A 19,473-nucleotide genomic window follows, 5' to 3' on the forward strand; every position below is an offset into this window, starting at 1 on the left:
GCAGGCGGGGTACCAGCAGTGGACGGTTCCGACGAGCGGACGGGAGGCCCGTGGCGGCGTCGCCACGGGCCTCCCGTCCGTCAGCCGCGCACGTCCAGTGCGCGTCGCGCGCGCAGCGCAGGGTGCGCTCAGTGCTTGCCGGCGGCCGCGATGACGGATGCGACGGTCTCTGCGTCGAGGTGGAAGGCGAGCGGGTCGGCGTCGGGGCGCGGGACGCGCAGCGGCGTCGACCAGACGGAGCCGTCCTCGGCGACGTCGACGACGAGGGCGCCGCTGTCGACGTACGCCGATTCCTCGTCGTACGCGCCGGTGACGTCCGTGTCGTTCGCGACCCCGGGGGCGACCAGGACCGGGACGCCGGCCAGCGAACCGGCGAAGTGGTGGTGGTAGTGCCCGCCCAGGACGACGCGCACGTCGGAGCCCCGGACCACGTCGGCGAGCGCTTCGGGGTTCTGCAGGCGCAGCGCCTCGTGCAGCTCGGTCGGGGCCGGCAGGGGCGGGTGGTGCAGGACGACGATCGTGCCGTGCGGGGCGTGGTCGCCGGCGAGCGCGGTGCGGAGCCGTTCCAGGCTCGCTTCGCTGACCTCGCCGTAGCCCGCACCCGGCACGCTCGTGTCGACGGTGACGATCCGGCGGCCCGCGACGAGGGACTGCCCCCACACCGGCACGGTCGGCGGGTGGTACTCCATCGTGTGCATCACCGGGCGGCCGCCCTCACCGAGGACGTGGCCGTTGGACAGGACCTGGCGGAAGCCCTCGCGCAGATCGTGGTTGCCCGGGACCGCGACGAGGGCGGCTCCGTGCCGCTCCGCCCATCCGCCGACCCGTTCGAGGACGGCGGCGTAGGACTCGGGGCTGCCGTCCTCGGACACGTCGCCCGAGACGACGACGAGGCCGATGCCGGGCACCCCGTCGACGCGGGCGAGCACGCTCTCGAGGGCCGCGGTGGTGTCGACGGAGCCCTGGTGCAGGGCACCGTCGCCGGTCAGGTGGGTGTCGGAGAGGTGGAGGACGCGGAGGGTTCCGGCTGCGGGCGGCTGCATGGCTCCACGCTAGCCACGGGGGCGATGGACGGGCTGGGCGGTTCGTCGGCGCTCCGTGAGCACCTGCGGTCAGTCCGGCAGCACCGCGTCCGGGATGTCCCGCAGGAAGATCTCGATGGTCTTCGGGCCGACCCCCTTGAGCGAACCGAGCCGGTCGCGCAGGTCCTTCCGCGACGCCGCGGTCTTCACCAGGTGCGACACGGAGCCCTCGTCGGCGTCGAGCGTGTGCATCGTCTCGTGCAGGGCATCGGTCATCTGGTAGTCGAACCGCGCGTAGCCGCCCTCGTCCAGAACCCTCCGCAGCTGCTCGCGTCCGGCGCCCGCGAACTTCCCCGGGCTGGTGAACCCGTGGTCGATGAGGACGCGGTAGGTCGCCGCCGCCTGCTCCTGCCGGATGGGCCGGCCGAAGAGCATGCTCGCGAGGAACCACCGGTAGAGCTGTTGGGGCTTGCCGTCGGACAGGTCGATCCCGAGGTCCGCGGCGTGGGTCACGTCGGCCATGGACCGGACGCTACCCGCTCCTCACTCCGCGGCGGCCGCAAGCTGGTCCTCCAGGTTGAACACCTCGGGCAGCACCCGCGCGGTCTGGTCCGCCCGACCCGTGGCACCGTCGAACAGGTCCCGCATGTGCGCCTCCCACGCGGCTGCGACCTCGGACGCCGCGAGCGACGCGTCGGCATCGGTCACCGAGTCGGTCTCGTAGTAGCCGATCAGCAGGCCGTCGTCGTCGAGGAACAGGGAGTAGTTCCGCCGTCCGGCCGCCTCGATCGCCCGGAGCATCGCCGGCCAGACCGCGGCGTGCCGCTCGCGGTAGGCGTCCAGGTGCTCGGCCTGCACCTGGAGTCGGAAGCAGACCCGCGTCACCGGTCGGCCTCGGCGCGCCGACGCTGCTCGGCCTCCCGGACGGCTCGTTCGTCCGCGGTGCGCACGGTGCCGGTGACGGTGGTCACGGTGCCGTACCGCTCGGCCTCGATGGCCTCGAGCGTCCTGCCCTGCGTGCGCGGCGCCCAGATCGTGCCGACCAGGAACGACATGGCGAGCAGCCCGAGGATGAGCCCGCCGAGTGCGCGGAGCCCGATGTCCGACAGGAGCAGCGGGAACCAGATGCTCAGCAGTCCCACCATGACCCGCGCGGCGAGGAAGAGCACCCCCTGCGCACTGGCCCGGTACCGGGTCGCGAAGAGCTCGCTCGTCCAGAGGCCGTAGAACGCCTGCGCACCGATACCCGACGACACACCCCACGTGATCGCGAAGAACAGCAGCGTCCCGAGGTTCGCCGGTGCGTAGATCAGGACGGCCCAGGCGACGATCGCGAGCACCGCGCCGAGGGCGAACAGCAGCCGTCGACTGACCCGGTCGCCGTAGCGCATGAAGCCGAAGTACGTCGCGGCCACGGTGCACCCCCACACCAGGATCTGCAGGCTGTACTGCTCGGTGACGCTCGTGACCCCGGTGGCCGAGTACACCCGCGGCTGGAAGATGCCGGCCTGCCCGGCGACGGTGTTCCAGAGCGCGTAGACGCCGAACAGGAACAGCATCGCGGTCAGGTTCCGGCGCCGACTGAACAGCTGGGTGATCCCGTGGAAGAAGTTCGCCGTGCCGGTCGCGGCGCGTTCGTCCTTCCAGATCGCCGACTCCGGCAGCCCGCGTCGGAGCCACCAGACGACGGCGGCGACGACGAACAGGTGCGCGAAGATGAGCCGGCTGCCGAGCAGTCCGAGTGGTGCGGCGGCGATGGCCAGCGCGAACCCGACCATCGGGCCGATCGACCAGGCGAGCTGCGCGGTGCCGACGTGGGCGGCCCGCTTGTCCGCTGGTGCCTGCTCGGCGATGTAGGTCCAGCTCGCGGGGACGCCGGCGCCGACCGCGATCCCGGTCAGGATGAAGCCGACCAGCAGCATGCCGTAGCTGCCGGCGAAGACCGCGAGCAGGATGCCGAGCATGTAGAGCAGCAGGTCGTAGGTGTAGATGAACTTCCGGCCGTAGCGGTCGCACAGGGGCCCGCCGATGATGGCGCCGGCGGCGGCGCCGAACGCGTTGGCGGACAGGCTCGCCAGGAGGCCGACCTCCAGGTCGCCGACGTGGAACTGCGCCTGCCACAGGCTGAGGCTCGTGGCGATCGCGATGATCGACCCCGACTCGATGTAGTTCGACATGGCGACCGAGACGGTCGCCTTCCAGCCCGTGGTGCTCCGGGCTCCGATGCGGACCGCCATTGGTCCTCCGTTCGCGTGTTCGTCGGTGAATCGTTTCAACGGGACAGCGAGACGATAGTGCGCCCCGGCGGGCGTTGGCAAGTCCGCACCGTGCGCGCTTTGCGCGTGCGCGCGCGGCGCGCCCGCGTCCGCACGGTGCGCGGTCGCTCAGTCGGTGCGAGGTTGCCCGCTCCGTGCGGCGCTGCAAGCGCGCACCGATCGGCCAACCTCGCACGTGGCGGCGCAGCACGCACGGTGCACGCCGGAGCGGAGCACGCACGGGGCGCGGCCGCACCCACGATCCAGCACCGTGCGGTGGACCTGCCCACCCACCGGACGGGAGGCCCGGGTCCAGCCCGCACCGCGCCTCCCGTCCGCCGTTTTCCACAGATCACGGCGCGGGCCGACCGCGCGGACCGCCCCGATGCCAGGATGGCCACATGGCGGTCAGTGTGCGAGAGGTGGCAGCGCTCGCCGGCGTGTCCCTGGGGACGGTGTCGAACGTCCTGAACCGCCCCGACAAGGTGGCCCCGACCACGGTGGACCGGGTGCAGTCGGCCATCGCCACGCTCGGGTTCGTCCGCAACGACTCCGCACGGCAACTCCGGGCCGGCCGCAGCTCCACCGTCGGCCTGATCGTGCTCGACGGCGGCAACCCGTTCTTCACCGACGTCGCCCGCGGCGCCGAAGACGCTGCGATGGACAAGGGGCTGGCGGTCCTCATCGGCAACTCCGACGAGTCCACCGACCGCGAACGCACCTACGTCGACCTGTTCGAGGAACGCCGGGTCGCGGGTCTGCTCATCTCCCCCGCCGGTGACGACCTGTCCCGACTCGCCCGTCTGCGCGACCAGGGCACCGCGGTGGTGCTCGTCGACCGCCGCGCCGACGACGAGCACTTCGCCTCGGTCTCCGTCGACGACGTCGCGGGCGGCCGCATCGCGGTCGAGCACCTCGCTGCCACCGGGCGGACGCGCATCGCGTTCGTCGGCGGCCCGTCCAGCATCCGCCAGGTGGCCGACCGGCACGCCGGGGCACTGTCGGCGGCTCGGGCAGCGGGCATCGAGCTCGAAGTCCTGCCGACCGCGTCGCTGTCCGTGCTCGAAGGGCGTCGTGTCGGCGAAGCACTCCAGGCACGGCCGCGCGCCGAACGGCCGGACGCGGTCTTCGCGGCGAACGACCTGCTGGCGGTGGGCCTCGAACAGGCGTTCATCATGCGGGGCACGATCGCGGTGCCGGAGGAGATCGCGATCGTGGGCTACGACGACATCGCCTTCGCCGAAGCAGCCGTCGTCCCGCTGACCTCGGTGCGCCAGCCGGCACAGGACCTCGGGCGTCAGGCGATCGAGCTGCTGACGAAGCAGGTCGAGCTCGGGCAGGACATCGACCTCGAGCACGTCGAGTTCACGCCGGAGCTCGTGGTCCGGCAGTCCTCCGTCGCCGACGCGTAGCCGAGCCCCAGCGCGGAGCGACCGCCGCTGCGGCCTACGATCGGAGCATGGTGCATGTCCCCCGGCGTGACGGCCCGCCGAGCGTGCACCACGTCGCCGCTCGCGCGGGCGTCTCGCTCGCGACGGTCTCGAACGTCCTGAACCACCCCGAGCGGGTGGCCGACTCCACCGCCGCACGCGTGCACGACGCGATCGCCGAACTCGGGTACACGCCGAACCGCAACGCCCGGGTGCTCGCATCCGGCAGCAGCCGTTCGATCGGACTCGTCGTGATGTCGCTCCGGAACTCGCTGTTCAGCGACATGGTGAACGGGGCACAGCTCGCGGCCCGGAAGCGGGGGTTCACGCTCCTGATCGCGAGCAGCGAGGACGACCTGCAGGCGCAGGGCGAACACCTCGCGTACCTCGAGAGCGCTCGGGTGTCCGGTATCCTGCTCGCCTCGATGACCGAGTCGCGCGACCAGGTCGAACTCACCCGCCGGCACGGTCGTCCGGTCGTCTACGTCAACTTCGCGCCGACGACGGTCGATGCCTGCTCCGTCGTCGTCGACAACGAACAGGCGGGGTTCCTCGCCGCCGAGCACCTGATCACCCGCGGGTGCCGACGCGTCGGCTTCGTGAGCGCCCGCGCCGAGCTGCAGCCGGTCGCACTCCGCCGCGCCGGCGTGCTCCGGGCGATCGCGGGCCACCAGGGGGTGGAACTCGTCGACATCGACGCCGGTGACATCGACCCGCCCGGCGGCACGCACGCCGGGTCCCGGATCGCCGCGATGCCTGCGGACGAACGGCCGGACGGCGTCCTGGGCGTCACGGACCTGCTCGCGATGGCGGTCGTCTCGGAGCTCCGAGCTGCCGGCATCCGCGTGCCGGAGGACATCCCGGTGTCGGGGTGCGACCACAACTCGGTGGCGTGGGGCGGCGCCGTGCCGCTGACCTCGGTCACGATGCACGGTGCGGAGATGGGCGCGGCCGCCGTCGAGCTCCTGCTCGAGGAGCTCACCGATCCGATGCACGTCCACCGCGCGGTCGTGCTCGGCAGTGAGCTCGTCCCCCGCGAGAGCACGCTCGGCCGCGCCGGTGCAGCAGCCGCACGCACGGCGCCACCGAGCGACCCGCGCCGCACCGAGGCCTGAGCGCCCGAAAGCGACAGTCCCGCGGCTCGGGACACCGTCTGGCCCGGCAACGCGACAGATCCACGAGAACAGTTCGCGGCACGGTGTCGCTTTCGCGGATGGGGTGGGTTGCGGTGCGCGGCGTGCGCGTTCCCGTAACGAAATCGGCGCAGCGATTGACACGCTTCAATCGACGTGGTTCCATCCTGATTGAAACGTTCTAAACAGCAGCAACCGGAGCCCACGACGACGCGGGATCCGGGTCCGTTTCACCCGGGGTACCCCGCCCCGGGCCTTACGAGGAGGTAAGGAATGTCAGCTCGTTCCCTGACCACGAGGACGCTCACCAAGCGCGCGGTCGTCAAACGGCTTGTCGCCATCGGCGGCGCGACGGTCCTGATCGGCGGGCTCGCGGCGTGTTCGTCCGGCGGCTCCGCCGACGAAGGCGGCGGCAAGGTCCAGATCACCTACCAGGCCGACAACTCGCCCGCGACGGCCGCCACCGCGAAGCCGCTCATCGAGGCGTTCGAGAAGGCCAACCCCGACATCACCGTCAAGTTCGACACCCGCCCGCAGGGCACCGACGGCGACAACCTGGTGAAGACCCAGCTGTCGACCGGCGAGATGGCCGACGTCTTCAACTACAACTCCGGTTCGCTCATGCAGGCCCTCAACCCGGACAACACCCTGGTGGACCTGTCCGACGAGAGCTGGACGAAGGACGTCGACGAGCAGTTCACCAAGGTCGTCAGCACCGACAAGGGCCTCTACGGTGCGCCGTTCGGCACGAGCTTCGGCGGCGGCGTCATGTACAACAAGAAGGTCTACGCCGACCTCGGACTCAGCGTCCCCACGACCTGGGACGAGTTCATCAGCAACAGCGAGAAGATCAAGGACGCCGGCAAGGTCGCCCCGATCATCCAGACGTACGGCGACACCTGGACCAGCCAGCTGTTCGTGCTCGGCGACTTCGCGAACATCACGGCACAGGACGAGGACTGGGCGGACAACTACACCGCCAACAAGGAGTCCTACGCCGACGAGCCCGCTCTCGCCGGCTTCGACCACCTGGCCGAGGGCAAGGACAAGGACCTCTACAACGAGGACTACGCCTCGGCCACGCAGGCGAACGGTCTGAAGATGCTCGCCGACGGCACCGGGGCGCAGTACCCGATGCTGACGAACGCGATCTCGGCCCTGCAGCAGGACAGCCCCGACGCGGTCAAGGACATCGGAGCGTTCGCGCTGCCGGCCGAGGACGCCGACGACACGAACCTGACCATCTGGGAGCCGAACGGCCTGTACATCCCGAAGACGAGCGAGGGTGACAAGCTCGCCGCCGCGAAGAAGTTCATCGCCTTCGCGAACTCGGCCGACGGCTGCAAGGTGCAGAACGACACCGGCACCCCCGGCGGCCCGTACGTCATCTCGACCTGCTCACTGCCGGACGACGTGCCCCCGATGATCGACGACCTGCAGAAGTACCTCGACGACGGCAAGGCGAGCCCGGCGCTCGAGTTCCTGTCGCCGATCAAGGGCCCGAACCTCGAGAAGATCTGCGTGCAGGTCGGCTCCGGCATCACGAACGCCGCCAAGGGTGCTGACCAGTACGACGACGACGTCGTCCAGCAGGCACAGCAGCTCGGCATCAAGGGCTGGTGACACGGTGACCGCGACCCTCACGACGGCACTCGAGCCGGCGAAGACCCGAGCGGGCTCCGGCGGGGCCGGACCCGCGCGCAAGCGGATGCGCTCGTTCTACCCCGCGTGGTTCTTCATCCCCGCGATCGCGCTGTACGTCGTGTTCTTCGCGGTCCCCACCTTCGCCGGGTTCTACTTCTCCCTCACCCGCTGGACGCTGTTCGACCAGACCTTCATCGGGTTCGACAACTTCGTCCGCTTCTTCCAGGACCCGCAGCTCGTCTCCGGGTTCGTGCACACGTTCCAGTACGGCTTCGTGACGAGCGCGGCGAAGGTGGTCATCGGACTCGCCCTCGCCCTGCTCCTCACGTCGCCCGTGCTGGGGCGCGGCTACCTGCGGGCGGTCGTGTTCTTCCCGGTGCTCGTGTCGACGATCGGCATCGGCATCACGTTCAAGGCGCTGATGGACCCGTTCCACGGGATCATCAACGGCGTGCTCGGTTCGGTCGGCCTCCCCACTCCGGGGTGGCTGACCGACCCGGCCCTCGCCCTGTGGAGCGTCGCCGCGGTGGACGTCTGGAAGGGCGTCGGCATCGCGACGCTCATCTTCATCGCCGGCATCGTGGCGATCCCGCAGGAGTACTTCGAGGCCGCACGGGTCGACGGCGCGAGCGCGTGGTCGATCTTCCGGAACATCACCCTGCCGCTGTCGCGTCCCGCGATGGGCACCGTCATCATCCTGTCGCTGATCGGCGGGCTGCGGTCCTTCGACCTGATCTGGGCGATGACCGGCGGTGGACCAGGGTTCACCAGTGACGTCATCGCGAGCGTCATCTACAAGCAGTACCAGGCCGGTTTCTACGGCCTGTCGACCGCCGGCAACGTGGTCCTGTTCGTGGTCGTGACCGCGATCATGGTCCCGATCTCGTGGCTCCTGAACCGCAAGGAGGCGGAACTGTGACCACGCTCACCAGCCCCCGCGTCAGCACCCCGACGAAGCACCGCCACCCGGGCCGGACCCGCCGGTGGATCATCGGCACGATCGCCATCGTCGTGAGCTTCGTGGTCTTCCTGGTGCCGTTCGTCTTCGTCCTGCTGCAGGCCGCGAAGAACCCGGCCGAGGCGAACCAGCTCGGCTTCAGCCTGCCGACCGAGTGGCAGCTCTGGCAGAACCTGCAGGCCGTGTTCGGCTCCGGCGACGGCGTGATCGTCCGCGCGTTCCTGAACAGCGCGGTCCTGACCGTCGGCAGCGTGGCCGTGATGGTCGTGTTCTCCGCGATGGTCGGCTACGTGCTGCAGCGTCGTCCGAGCAAGTGGAACGGCGTGATCAACTTCTTCGTCCTGGCGGGCCTCATCGTGCCGCCGGCGATCGTGCCGACGATCTGGGTGCTGCAGGGGCTGAACCTGTTCAAGACCATGGGCGGGATGATCCTCATCGAGGCGACCTTCGGCCTGTCGTTCTGCATCCTGCTGTTCCGGGCGTTCGTCGCGACGATCCCGAAGGAGCTCGACGAGGCAGCCGTCCTCGACGGTGCCGGCCCGGTCCGGCTGTTCTTCGGTGTCGTGCTGCCGCTGCTCAAGCCGGTGATCATCACGGTCGTGCTCGTGCAGTCCGTCACGGTGTTCAACGACTTCACGAACCCGCTGTACTTCCTGCCGGGGTCCGAGAACGCCACGGTGCAGCAGACGCTCTACGCGTTCCAGAGCCAGTCGGTCAGCCAGCTCAACCTGCTGTTCACCGACGTCCTGCTCATCACGATCCCGCCGCTCATCCTCTACGTCTTCTTCAACCGCCAGATCGTCGCCGGCATGACCAGCGGCGCCGTCAAGGGCTGACCGCCCACCCCGGCCAGGAGGCGCGACCCGCCTCCGCCGGGTCGACCCACCCCGGCAGACGGCCGGGCCCACGACCCCGCACCGGTCGACGACGACCGGTCGCGCGAAAGGACACACCACATGACCGCCTGGACAGCTCCGTTCATCACGAGCGACGCCGACCTCGGGAGCGCACCGATCCTGCGCCGGGAGTTCACGCTCGACGACGGCCACGGCGCCGTCACCGGGGCGACCCTCGACGTCAGCGCCCTCGGCGTCGTCGAGGCGTGGCTCGGTGGCGAACGCGTCTCCGACCACCTGCTCGAACCGGGGTGGACGAGCTACGAGTGGCGCATCCGCGTCGTCTCGCACGACGTCACGGCCCACCTGACCGACACGGCCGCCGGCAGCGCCGCCGTGCTCGCGCTCGTGCTCGGCAAGGGGTGGGCCGCCGGTCGGCTCGCCTGGGGTGGTGGCGGCGGCTGGTACGCCGACGAGCCCGCCGGGTTCGCCGAACTCCGCATCACCTTCGCCGACGGCCACGAACAGCTCGTCGCCACCGACAGCGACTGGCAGGCCCTGTCCAGCGCGATCACCGCCGACCAGCTGTACGACGGCGAGGACATCGACGCCCGGCTCCGCGACGGCTCCTTCCTGACGCCCGGCGAGGTCACGACACCGAGCATCGACGGCCACGAGGGACGCACGAGCGCCGTGCGCACCGTCGACATCGGCGAGCGCGAACTCGTCGCCGACACCGTGCCGCCGGTCCGGCCGCTCGCCGAGATCGCCCCCGTCGACGTCTGGACGAGCCCGTCCGGCGCCACGCTGATCGACTTCGGGGTCAACCTGGTCGGCTGGCTCCGTGTCGTCGCTTCCGGTCCCGCCGGCACGGTGCTGACCCTCAAGCACGCCGAGGTGCTCGAACACGACGAACTCGGCACCCGGCCGCTGCGCACCGCGAAGGCCACGGACCACTTCACCCTGAGCGGCAGCGGCGCGGACGGTTCCGGCGCCCCGGACGTGTTCGAGCCCCGCTTCACATTCCACGGCTTCCGGTACGCCCAGGTCGACGGGTGGACCGGCACGCTCGACGAACTCCGCGCGGCCGTCACCGCGGTGCAGATCGGCTCCGACCTGACCCGGACGGGCACGTTCGCGTCCAGCCACGAACTGCTCAACACGTTCCACGACAACGTCGTCCGGGGCATGCAGGGCAACTTCCTGAGCGTCCCGACCGACTGCCCGCAGCGCGACGAGCGCCTCGGTTGGACGGGCGACATCGCCGCGTTCGCACCGACGGCGTCGTACCTGTTCGACACCCGCGCGTTCCTGGGCGACTGGCTGCGTGACGTGTGGCTCGAGCAGCAGCACGCCGACGGTGTCATCCCGTTCGTGGTGCCGGACGTGCTGAAGTACTCCCCCGCCGAGGACTTCGGCACCCCGGACGCCACCGCCATCTGGTCGGACGCCGGCGTGTGGGTGCCGTGGACCCTGTACCAGGCGTACGGCGACACCGCGGTGCTCGAGGAGCAGCTCGACTCGATGACGGCACACCTCCGCCGGATCAAGGGCCACCTGTCACCCGAGGGCCTGTGGGACACCGTCTTCCAGTTCGGCGACTGGCTCGACCCGGACGCCCCGCCGGAGGACGCCGCCAAGGCGAAGGCCGACCCGGGCGTCGTCGCGACGGCGTGCGCGTACCGCAGCGCGACCCTGGTGGCGCAGGCGGCGCGGTTGACGGGCCACGAGGCGGAGGCGCGGGAAGCCGAGGAGCTCGCCACGGGCCTCCAGGCCGCGTTCCGGCAGCACTACGTGACCGACGGCCGCATCCGGAGCGACTGCACCACCGTCTACGCGCTCGCGATCGTGTTCGGCATCCTCGACGAGGACGACGAGCGCCGGGCGGGCGACCGCCTGGCGGAGCTGGCCGAGCAGTCCGGGTACCGGATCTCGACGGGCTTCGCGGGCACGCCGTTCATCACCGACGCGCTGACGCAGACCGGCCACCTCGACGACGCGTACCGGCTGCTGCTGCAGACGGAGTGCCCGTCGTGGCTGTACCCGGTGACGATGGGTGCGACGACGGTGTGGGAACGCTGGGACTCGATGCTGCCGGACGGCACCATCAACCCGGGCGAGATGACCTCGTTCAACCACTACGCGCTCGGAGCGGTGGCGGACTGGATGCACCGGGTGGTGGGCGGCCTGTCGGCGCTCGAGCCGGGGTACTCCTCCGTGCTGATCGCGCCGCAGCCGGGCGGTGGGCTGACGTGGGCGTCGACCTCGCTCGATTCGGTGCACGGGCACATCGCGGTGCGGTGGGAGCTCGTCGACGGTGAGCTCCTGGTGCGGGCCGAGGTGCCCGAGGGGGTCACCGCGGTGGTGCGCCTGCCGGGTGCTGCGGAGCAGCGGCTCGGCGGCGGGACGCACGAGCTGCGCGCGCCTGCTGCCGTCCCCGCCGCGTAGCGCGGGGAGCGGACGGTGGGCCGGTCACGGTGGGTGCGCGGGACACCTGACAGCGCCCGCACGGCGTCGCGCCCCCGGGCGGTCTTCGCGCCCCGACTCTTCGGGGCGCGAAGGCCGCAACGGGGCGCGCAGCCCGCCACCGCAGTCCGCCCCCTCGCTCCGCGAGCAACCCGCTCGTCCCGTGCCTGCCCTGCGCCCGTCCCGCGCCCGTCCCGCATCGCGCCCCCGTGCGGTCATCGCGCCCCGACTCTCCGGGGCGCGATGACCGCAACGGGGCGCGCGACGCAACACACCCCACACGGTTGCGGCAGCCCGCCGCGCGCCGTACTGTATGAAACGATTCAATCGCACACGAGGAAGTGACACGATGACATCGACACCGACCTTCGCCGGCATCGCCGACCAGCTCGCACGACAGCAGATCGAGCTGCCCAGCTGGGCCTTCGGCAACTCCGGCACCCGCTTCAAGGTGTTCAGCACGCCCGGCACCCCGCGCGACCCCTACGAGAAGATCGCCGACGCCGCCAAGGTGCACGAGTACACGGGCCTCGCCCCGACCGTGGCACTGCACATCCCCTGGGACCTCGTCGACGACTTCAGCGACCTCAAGCGCCACGCGGAAGAGCACGGCGTCGCGCTCGGGACGATCAACTCGAACACGTTCCAGGACGACGACTACAAGTTCGGCGCCCTCACCCACACGGACGCGAGCATCCGGCAGAAGGCGATCGACCACCACCTGCGCTGCATCGACGTGATGGACGCCACGGGCAGCCGCGACCTGAAGATCTGGCTCGCCGAGGGCTCGAACTACCCCGGCCAGGCCGACATGCGTGAACGCCAGGACCGCCTGCACGAGTCGCTCAGCACGATCTACGACCGCCTCGGTGCCGACCAGCGGCTGGTGCTCGAGTACAAGTTCTTCGAGCCGTCGTTCTACCACACCGACGTGCCGGACTGGGGCACGAGCTACGTGCAGACGTCGGCGCTCGGCGACAAGGCGATGGTCTGCCTCGACACCGGCCACCACGCTCCCGGCACGAACATCGAGTTCATCGTGATGCAGCTCCTGCGCCTCGGCAAGCTCGGCAGCTTCGACTTCAACTCGCGCTTCTACGCCGACGACGACCTGATCGTCGGCGCGGCAGACCCGTTCCAGCTGTTCCGCATCCTGGTCGAGGTCATCCGTGGCGGCGGCTACGACAACCCCGACGTCGCGTTCATGCTCGACCAGTGCCACAACATCGAGGACAAGATCCCCGGTCAGATCCGCTCCGTGCTCAACGTGCAGGAGATGACCGCCCGGGCGCTGCTCCTCGACCGCGTCGCCCTGACGGCCGCGCAGGAGGCGCACGACGTCCTCGGCGCGAACGAGGTCTTCATGGACGCCTACCAGACCGACGTCCGAGCAGACCTCGCGGCCTGGCGCGAGTCCCGCGGCCTGCCGGCGAACCCGATGCGCGCGTACCTGGAGTCGGGTTACCAGCAGTCGATCGCCGAGGACCGCGTCGGCGGCGTCCAGGCCGGCTGGGGCGCGTAGACACATGACACACACACTGGAGGCACGGGTGGACCCCGCAACGCAGCGCACCGATGCAGACGAGACGATCAGGGCGCTCATCGCGCGTTCGAACGCGCTCGGCTCGGATCCGCGGATCACGAACTACGCGGGCGGCAACACCTCGGCGAAGGGCACCGCGACCGACCCGGTGACCGGCGAACCGGTCGAGCTGCTCTGGGTGAAGGGCTCCGGGGGCGACCTCGGCACCCTCACCCCGGCGGGCCTCGCAGTCCTGCGCGTCGACCGCGTCCGTGCGCTCCAGGCGGTCTACCCCGGCGTCGAGCGCGAGGACGAGATGGTCGCCGCGTTCGACTACACGCTGCACGGCAAGGGTGGTGCCGCCCCGTCCATCGACACGGCGATGCACGCCCTGGTCGACGCCGCACACGTCGACCACCTGCACCCGGACGCCGGCATCGCGATCGCCACGGCGGCGGACGGTCCGGCCCTGACGGCGACGATCTTCGGCGACAAGGTGGTGTGGGTGCCGTGGCGCCGACCGGGGTTCCAGCTCGGGCTCGACATCGCCGCGATCAAGCGGGACAACCCCCAGGCGATCGGGACGATCCTCGGCGGCCACGGCATCACGGCCTGGGGTGACACGAGCGACGAGGCGCAAGGCAACTCGCGCTGGATCATCGACACCGCCGAGCAGTACATCGCGGAGCACGGGAAGGCCGACCCGTTCGGAGAGCCCCGAGCAGGCTTCGAGGCGCTGCCGACCGACGAACGCCACGCACGCGCAGCCGCCCTCGCCCCGACCATCCGCGGCATCGCCGGCCACCACAAGCCGGTGGTGGGTCACTTCACCGACAGCGACGTCGTCCTCGACTTCCTGGCGGCCTCGCGCGCCGAGGAGCTCGCCGCGCTCGGCACCAGCTGCCCGGACCACTTCCTGCGCACCAAGGTCAAGCCGCTCATCCTCGACCTGCCGGCCACGGCCACCGTCGAGGAGCAGAGCACCCGCCTGCACGAACTCCACGAGCAGTACCGCGCGGACTACCAGGCGTACTACGACCGCCATGCCGACGCGACGAGCCCCGCCATCCGCGGTGCCGACCCGCTCATCGTGCTGGTCCCCGGCGTCGGGATGTTCTCGTACGGCAAGGACGCCCAGACCGCCCGCGTCGCCGGCGAGTTCTACGTCAACGCGATCAACGTCATGCGCGGCGCCGAGTCGCTCAGCACCTACGCCCCCATCGACGAGGCCGAGAAGTTCCGGATCGAGTACTGGGCCCTCGAAGAGGCGAAGCTGCAGCGCATGCCCGCCCCCAAGAAGCTCGCCACCCGCATCGCCCTGGTCACCGGCGCCGCGAGCGGCATCGGCAAGGCGATCGCGAAGCGCCTGGCCGCCGAGGGCGCCGCGGTCGTGATCGCCGACCTCGACCTGGCGAAGGCGCAGGCAGCCGCCGCCGAGATCGGGAACACCGACCAGGCGATCGGCGTCGCGGCGAACGTCACCGACGCCGCCGCGATCGACCAGGCGGTCCAGCAGACACTCCTGCACTTCGGCGGCCTCGACCTCGTCGTCAACAACGCGGGGCTGTCGCTCAGCAAGAGCCTGCTCGACACCACCGAACAGGACTGGGACCTGCAGCACGACGTCATGGCGAAGGGCTCGTTCCTGGTGTCCAAGGCTGCGGCGAAGGTCCTCATCGAGCAGGGCCTCGGCGGCGACATCGTCTACATCTCGTCGAAGAACTCGGTGTTCGCCGGCCCGAACAACATCGCCTACTCGGCGACGAAGGCCGACCAGGCGCACCAGGTCCGACTCCTCGCGGCCGAACTCGGCGAGCACGGCGTCCGCGTCAACGGGATCAACCCCGACGGCGTCGTCCGCGGCTCGGGGATCTTCGCGAGCGGCTGGGGTGCGAACCGCGCGAAGACCTACGGCATCGAGGAACAGGACCTCGGCGCGTTCTACGCCCAGCGCACGATCCTCAAGCGCGAGGTCGTGCCCGAGAACGTCGCGAACGCCGTCTACGCCATCTGCACCGACGACTTCTCGCACACGACCGGACTGCACGTGCCCGTCGACGCCGGCGTCGCCGCGGCGTTCCTGCGCTGATGGCCGACAAGCTGATGTCCGGCAAGGGGTAGCGACATGACGAACAGCGGCACCGTCGCCGCGGTCGACCTCGGCGCGACGAGCGGCCGCGTGATCCTCGGCCACGTCGACACCGCCGGCGTCCGGATGGAGCACGTCGCCCGGTTCCCGAACGGTCCCGTCACCCTGCACGAGCACGATCGCGAGGCCCTGCACTGGGACGTCGTGGAGCTGTACCGGCAGGTGACCGACGGCCTCCGTCAGGCGTTCGCCGCGCACCCCGAGATCGTCAGCATCGGCATCGACTCGTGGGCGGTCGACTACGGACTGCTCCGCGACGGCCGGCTGCTCGGTCTGCCCTCCCACTACCGCGACGAGCGGCACGAGGGCGGCGTCGAGGCAGTGCACGAGCGGCTGGACGCAGCCGAGCTGTACGCCCGGAGCGGTCTGCAGCACCTGCCTTTCAACACGGTGTTCCAGTTCGCCGCCGACCCGTCCCTGCAGCTCGCGCAGCGCGCGCTGCTCATCCCGGACCTGCTCGGCTACTGGCTCACCGGTGTCGAGGCGGCCGAGCGCACCAACGCGTCGACGACCGGGGCACTGAACGCGACCACCCGCGGGTGGGATCCGGCGCTGCGGGCTGCTGCGGGCCTCCCGGCCGGCCTCCTGCCCACCCTGCGCGACCCGGGCGACCGACTCGGGCACCTGCTGCCCGCCGTCGCCGACCTGGTCGGCGGCACCGCGCCCGTCACGCTCGTCGGCTCGCACGACACCGCGTCGGCCGTCGTCGCGGTCCCCGCGACCGAACCGGACTTCGCGTACATCTCGTCGGGCACCTGGTCACTCGTCGGCGTCGAGCTCGACGCACCCGTCCTGTCGGACGCGGCGCGCGACGCGAACTGCACCAACGAGGGCGGGGTCGACGGCCGCGTCCGCTTCCTCAAGAACGTGTCCGGACTGTGGTTGCTGTCCGAGAGCGTCCGCACCTGGGAGCGTGGTGGCGCTTCGCTCGACCTGGAAGCCCTGCTCGCCTCCGCCGCGGCCGTCACCGCCCCGGTCCCCGTCTTCGACCCCGCGGACGAGTCGTTCACGGCCCCTGGCGACATGCCCGCGCGCATCGCCGCGTGGTGCGGCGCACACGGGCTGAGCGCGCCCGCGTCGCGGGCCGAGTTCGTGCGGTCGATCCTCGAGTCGCTGGCCACCGCGTACGCGGACACCCTCACGACGATCGGTGCCATCACGGGCAAAGACGTCCGACAGGTGCACATCGTCGGTGGCGGATCGCAGAACCGGCTGCTCTGCCAGCTGACGGCCGACCGCACCGGGTTGCCCGTCCTGGCCGGGCCCGTCGAGGCGACAGCGCTCGGCAACATCCTCGTGCAGGCGCGGGCCGCCGGACTCGGTGGCCTGGGTGGAGCGTCGCTCGAGGCCCTGCGCGCGACGATCGCCCGCACCGTCGAGCCCGTCCGGTACACCCCTCGGGCCGATCACACCTCCCCACAATCCACTCCGAGACGTAGGATGTCTGTATGACCTCGATCGACGACCAGCACCGAGTCGACCCCGCGACCGGGGCTCCGGCAGCGACCCCCGGGGCACCGTCGACCCGGCGGACACCGATCAAGCGGCAGCTGCCGACGGTGCGGGACCTCGCACCGCTCATGCAGTTCAAGAAGCCCTCGCTGCCGGGTCGGCGACAGCGGCTCGAGTCGGCGCTGACGATCTGGGACCTGCGCGACATCGCCGCCCGACGCACGCCGAAGGCCGCGTTCGACTACACCGAGGGCGCCGCCGAGGCCGAGATCTCGCTCGCCCGCGCCCGCCAGGCGTTCGAGGACATCGAGTTCACGCCCGCGATCCTGCGCGACGTCTCGTCCGTGGACACCTCGCGCTCGGTGTTGGGTGCGCCGGTCGCGTACCCGTTCGGCATCGCCCCCACCGGGTTCACGCGCATGATGCAGACCGAGGGCGAGCGTGCCGGCGCCCGGGCAGCCGGACGCGCGGGCATCCCGTTCTCGCTCTCCACCATGGGCACCACCGCCATCGAGGACGTCCGCGACGCCAACCCGCACGGTCGCAACTGGTTCCAGCTGTACATGTGGAAGGACCGCGAGAAGTCGATGGCGCTGGTCTCCCGCGCCGAGAAGGCCGGGTTCGACACGTTGCTCGTCACCGTGGACGTGCCCGTCGCCGGCGCGCGCCTGCGGGACAAGCGGAACGGGTTCTCGATCCCGCCGCAGCTGAGCGCCCGGACCGTGCTGAACGCCATCCCGCGACCGTGGTGGTGGTTCGACTTCCTGACCACCGAGCCGCTGGCCTTCGCGTCGCTCGACCGGTGGTCCGGCACCGTCGGGGAGCTCCTCGACCACATGTTCGACCCCACCGTCACCTACGAGGACCTCGCCTGGATCCGCGACCAGTGGAAGGGCAAGGTCGTCGTCAAGGGCGTGCAGTCCCTGGCGGACGCGAAGCGCTTGGCCGAGATGGGCGTCGACGGGATCACGCTGTCGAACCACGGCGGACGCCAGCTCGACCGGGCACCCGTGCCGTTCCACCTGCTGCCCTCCGTGGTCAAGGAGGTCGGCATGGACACCGAGGTGCACCTCGACACCGGCATCATGTCCGGCGCGGACATCGTCGCCGCCGTGGCGCTCGGTGCGAAGTTCACCATGGTCGGCCGGGCGTACCTGTACGGGCTGATGGCGGGCGGCGAGGCCGGCGTCGACCGGATGATCCAGATCCTGTCGGAGCAGATCGAGCGCACGATGCGGCTGCTCGGGGTCACGTCGCTCGACGAGCTCGAGCCCGGGCACGTGACGCAGCTGCAGCGGCTGCAGCCGGTACCGCGCGGCTGAGGCTGCGGGCTGCGGGCTGCCCGCCGTTCACCGCGCGTTCGACTGCCGATTCGGGCGATTACCCCCGAACGGGGCACAAATGATGCAAGATGTCCGTGGACGCGTCACCGAACCCCTCGGCATCCTGCCCCCCCCCCCCCCCTGGCGCGCCGTCCCCTCCCCGCATCCTGCGCCCGAGCACCACGAGGAGCCCGACATCTCGACCCGAAGCACGTGCACGCCCATGCGCGGCACGACCCCCGCGACCACCACGCCCATCACCTCCACCACCGAACGGCACACCCGATGAGCCGCCGTCGCGCGATCCTGGCGGCGGCGACCGCCGGTTGCCTGGCGCTCGGAGTCCCCACCGCCTCCGCCGCCTCCGCTGACAGCTGGTGGGGCTGGGGCGGACACCGCCACGGGCACCACGCCCCGGTGACCCCGACCCCCACCCCCTCGGACACCGCGACCCCGGCCCCGTCGGACGACGAAGAGTCGGACACGACGCCGACGGAGACGCCCGCGCCGACCGCCGAGGCCGCGCCGGTCGAGGACACCACCCCGACCGCGGAACCCGAGGCAGCAGTTCCGTCGGACGAGCCTTCGTCCGACGGAGAGGCGGAGGGCTCGGCTGAACCGCAGGACGAGGTCGCCGAGACTCCTGACGCAGCCGCCGCGCCGGACGCCTCGTTCGTCGAGGACTTCACCACCGACGCCGTGACCGGCCTCGTCTCGCGGCTCTACCCGCAGTCGTGGCAGCCCTACCCCGACGGCACCTCCGGCATCTACGCACCGAGCAAGACCGTCTCGGTGCACGACGGCGTGATGGACGTCGCCCTCGGCACCGGTGCCGGGGCAGCCGGCACCTTCGGGTCCTCGGCCGGCGCCTGGGACCACGTCGGCGGCTCGTTCTCCGTCCGCGCCAAGGCCACCGGTGGCGACGGCAACGGCGCGGCCTTCATGCTGTGGCCGACGTCGGGCACCTGGTCCGACGGCGAGATCGACTTCCCCGAGGGCAACTTCGAGGACAGCCCCTCGGCCTTCCACCACTCGATGACCCCTGGCAAGGAAGCCGACCGCGTCCAGATCGGCACCGGCGTCTCGTGGCGCGACTGGCACACCTACACGGTGGACTGGGTGCCCGGCGAGTCGGTCACCTACAGCGTCGACGGCAAGGTCCTCGACACCGTCACCCACGACGTGCCGACGACCCCGCACCGCTTCATGTTCCAGGTCGGCAACTGGGGCGACCAGGGCAACCTGCTCATCGACTGGGTCTCCACCACGGAGTGAGCGTTCGGC

Annotated in this window: 15 protein-coding genes; 11 read left to right on the forward strand and 4 right to left on the reverse strand. The window is 70.9% G+C overall.

Going from position 1 to position 19,473, the window contains the following annotated elements:
- Nucleotides 1-128 precede the first annotated feature (128 nt).
- The 4 genes from EDF63_RS16100 to EDF63_RS16115 form a co-directional block, all read right to left on the reverse strand.
- Nucleotides 129-1,043: a metallophosphoesterase gene (locus EDF63_RS16100; RefSeq protein WP_123313993.1), complete on the reverse strand. Its 915-nt coding sequence runs from the start codon at nucleotides 1,041-1,043 to the stop codon at nucleotides 129-131.
- A 69-nt stretch (nucleotides 1,044-1,112) separates the two neighbouring features.
- Nucleotides 1,113-1,544, reverse strand: coding sequence for a DNA methylase (locus EDF63_RS16105; protein WP_123313994.1), 432 nt, complete (start codon nucleotides 1,542-1,544; stop codon nucleotides 1,113-1,115).
- A gap of 21 nt (nucleotides 1,545-1,565) precedes the next feature.
- Entirely contained in the window at nucleotides 1,566-1,907 is a 342-nt protein-coding gene (locus EDF63_RS16110) for an L-rhamnose mutarotase (RefSeq protein WP_123313995.1), read from the reverse strand.
- Nucleotides 1,904-3,259, reverse strand: coding sequence for an MFS transporter (locus tag EDF63_RS16115; RefSeq protein ID WP_221180578.1), 1,356 nt, complete (start codon nucleotides 3,257-3,259; stop codon nucleotides 1,904-1,906). Before EDF63_RS16115 ends, EDF63_RS16110 begins: the two co-directional genes overlap by 4 nt.
- 419 nt (nucleotides 3,260-3,678) lie before the next feature.
- On the opposite strand from EDF63_RS16115, the gene EDF63_RS16120 reads away from it, so the two are divergent.
- The 11 genes from EDF63_RS16120 to EDF63_RS19005 all read left to right on the forward strand — a co-directional run bounded on the left by EDF63_RS16120 (nucleotide 3,679) and on the right by EDF63_RS19005 (nucleotide 19,464).
- Nucleotides 3,679-4,689, forward strand: coding sequence for a LacI family DNA-binding transcriptional regulator (locus tag EDF63_RS16120; RefSeq protein WP_123313996.1), 1,011 nt, complete (start codon nucleotides 3,679-3,681; stop codon nucleotides 4,687-4,689).
- Between the two features lie 47 nt (nucleotides 4,690-4,736).
- A complete protein-coding gene (locus EDF63_RS16125; RefSeq protein ID WP_123313997.1) occupies nucleotides 4,737-5,822 on the forward strand; it encodes a LacI family DNA-binding transcriptional regulator in 1,086 nt (361 codons plus the stop codon).
- Nucleotides 5,823-6,113: 291 nt separating this feature from the next.
- Nucleotides 6,114-7,463, forward strand: a complete 1,350-nt coding sequence (locus EDF63_RS16130) for an ABC transporter substrate-binding protein (protein ID WP_123313998.1) — start codon at nucleotides 6,114-6,116, stop codon at nucleotides 7,461-7,463.
- 4 nt (nucleotides 7,464-7,467) lie between these two features.
- Entirely contained in the window at nucleotides 7,468-8,403 is a 936-nt protein-coding gene (locus EDF63_RS16135) for a carbohydrate ABC transporter permease (protein ID WP_260233136.1), read from the forward strand.
- Entirely contained in the window at nucleotides 8,400-9,278 is an 879-nt protein-coding gene (locus EDF63_RS16140) for a carbohydrate ABC transporter permease (protein ID WP_123313999.1), read from the forward strand. The genes EDF63_RS16135 and EDF63_RS16140 overlap by 4 nt, the downstream gene beginning before the upstream one ends.
- 120 nt (nucleotides 9,279-9,398) lie before the next feature.
- Nucleotides 9,399-11,726, forward strand: coding sequence for a family 78 glycoside hydrolase catalytic domain (locus EDF63_RS16145; RefSeq protein WP_123314000.1), 2,328 nt, complete (start codon nucleotides 9,399-9,401; stop codon nucleotides 11,724-11,726).
- Nucleotides 11,727-12,093: 367 nt separating this feature from the next.
- Nucleotides 12,094-13,266 (forward strand): L-rhamnose isomerase, encoded by a 1,173-nt coding sequence (gene rhaI / locus EDF63_RS16150; RefSeq protein ID WP_123314001.1) that lies wholly within the window; start codon nucleotides 12,094-12,096, stop codon nucleotides 13,264-13,266.
- Nucleotides 13,267-13,270: 4 nt separating this feature from the next.
- Nucleotides 13,271-15,355 (forward strand): bifunctional aldolase/short-chain dehydrogenase, encoded by a 2,085-nt coding sequence (locus tag EDF63_RS16155; protein ID WP_123314002.1) that lies wholly within the window; start codon nucleotides 13,271-13,273, stop codon nucleotides 15,353-15,355.
- A gap of 36 nt (nucleotides 15,356-15,391) precedes the next feature.
- Nucleotides 15,392-16,867 carry a rhamnulokinase family protein gene (locus EDF63_RS16160; RefSeq protein ID WP_123314003.1) on the forward strand — a complete coding sequence of 492 codons (1,476 nt, stop codon included), beginning with the start codon at nucleotides 15,392-15,394 and terminating at the stop codon, nucleotides 16,865-16,867.
- A gap of 128 nt (nucleotides 16,868-16,995) precedes the next feature.
- A complete protein-coding gene (locus EDF63_RS16165) occupies nucleotides 16,996-18,189 on the forward strand; it encodes an alpha-hydroxy acid oxidase (protein WP_123314099.1) in 1,194 nt (397 codons plus the stop codon).
- Between the two features lie 285 nt (nucleotides 18,190-18,474).
- Nucleotides 18,475-19,464 carry a glycoside hydrolase family 16 protein gene (locus EDF63_RS19005; RefSeq protein ID WP_260233137.1) on the forward strand — a complete coding sequence of 330 codons (990 nt, stop codon included), beginning with the start codon at nucleotides 18,475-18,477 and terminating at the stop codon, nucleotides 19,462-19,464.
- Nucleotides 19,465-19,473: the final 9 nt, after the last annotated feature.

Origin of the sequence: Curtobacterium sp. JUb34 (assembly GCF_003755065.1) — a bacterium.
In the GTDB taxonomy this organism is placed as follows: domain Bacteria; phylum Actinomycetota; class Actinomycetes; order Actinomycetales; family Microbacteriaceae; genus Curtobacterium.

Excerpts from the sequence above, each read along its gene's own strand:
- EDF63_RS16115 (WP_221180578.1), bottom strand. The coding sequence starts at position 3,259 with ATGGCGGTCCGCATCGGAGCCCGGAGCACCACGGGCTGGAAGGCGACC.
- EDF63_RS19005 (WP_260233137.1), top strand. The coding sequence starts at position 18,475 with ATGAGCCGCCGTCGCGCGATCCTGGCGGCGGCGACCGCCGGTTGCCTG.
- EDF63_RS16160 (WP_123314003.1), top strand. The coding sequence starts at position 15,392 with ATGACGAACAGCGGCACCGTCGCCGCGGTCGACCTCGGCGCGACGAGC.
- EDF63_RS16130 (WP_123313998.1), top strand. The coding sequence starts at position 6,114 with ATGTCAGCTCGTTCCCTGACCACGAGGACGCTCACCAAGCGCGCGGTC.
- rhaI (WP_123314001.1), top strand. The coding sequence starts at position 12,094 with ATGACATCGACACCGACCTTCGCCGGCATCGCCGACCAGCTCGCACGA.
- EDF63_RS16105 (WP_123313994.1), bottom strand. The coding sequence starts at position 1,544 with ATGGCCGACGTGACCCACGCCGCGGACCTCGGGATCGACCTGTCCGAC.
- EDF63_RS16125 (WP_123313997.1), top strand. The coding sequence starts at position 4,737 with ATGGTGCATGTCCCCCGGCGTGACGGCCCGCCGAGCGTGCACCACGTC.
- EDF63_RS16145 (WP_123314000.1), top strand. The coding sequence starts at position 9,399 with ATGACCGCCTGGACAGCTCCGTTCATCACGAGCGACGCCGACCTCGGG.
- EDF63_RS16155 (WP_123314002.1), top strand. The coding sequence starts at position 13,271 with ATGACACACACACTGGAGGCACGGGTGGACCCCGCAACGCAGCGCACC.
- EDF63_RS16100 (WP_123313993.1), bottom strand. The coding sequence starts at position 1,043 with ATGCAGCCGCCCGCAGCCGGAACCCTCCGCGTCCTCCACCTCTCCGAC.
- EDF63_RS16120 (WP_123313996.1), top strand. The coding sequence starts at position 3,679 with ATGGCGGTCAGTGTGCGAGAGGTGGCAGCGCTCGCCGGCGTGTCCCTG.
- EDF63_RS16165 (WP_123314099.1), top strand. The coding sequence starts at position 16,996 with ATGCAGTTCAAGAAGCCCTCGCTGCCGGGTCGGCGACAGCGGCTCGAG.